1 protein-coding gene is annotated in these 732 nt (G+C 39.6%); it reads left to right on the top strand.

All coding sequences use genetic code 11. From position 1 onward, the window contains the following. The coding region (locus tag LS67_RS09720; RefSeq protein ID WP_201274035.1) for a hypothetical protein at positions 1-732 on the top strand (732 nt) is incomplete at both ends.

Here is a 732-nt window from a genome sequence, read left to right on the forward strand (position 1 = left end):
ACAGATATAAGCATAGAGGACAAAACAAACGATGATATATTAGGCGATGAGGAATTAGGCGCAGATGTGGCAGAGGATTCTATTACAGATGAAGCCACAGCAGAAGATGATAAATCAAGTGAATCTACTGAAGATGTAGATGTAAGTCTTGATGATTTAGATGTTGGCGTAGATACAGAGAGTGCAGACGATGGTTTAGATGTAGATTTAGAATTCCCAGATGATTTAGGTGGATTGGATGGTGAATCTGCAGAATCTATAGATTCAAGCGGGGATTTAGAATCTTTAGAAGCAGAGAGTGCAGATATATTAGGCGATGAGGAATTAGGCGCAGATGTGGCAGAGGATTCTATTACAGATGAAGCCACAGCAGAAGATGATAAATCAAGTGAATCTACTGAAGATGTAGATGTAAGTCTTGATGATTTAGATGTTGGCGTAGATACAGAGAGTGCAGACGATGGTTTAGATGTAGATTTAGAATTCCCAGATGATTTAGGTGGATTGGATGGTGAATCTGCAGAATCTATAGATTCAAGCGGGGATTTAGAATCTTTAGAAGCAGAGAGTGCAGATATATTAGGCGATGAGGAATTAGGCGCAGATGTGGCAGAGGATTCTATTACAGATGAAGCCACAGCAGAAGATGATAAATCAAGTGAATCTACTGAAGATGTAGATGTAAGTCTTGATGCAAGCTTAGATGAAAGCACGCAAGATGAGGCGGATTTA

This window comes from Helicobacter sp. MIT 03-1616 (assembly GCF_000765685.2).
Lineage (GTDB): Bacteria > Campylobacterota > Campylobacteria > Campylobacterales > Helicobacteraceae > Helicobacter_C > Helicobacter_C typhlonius.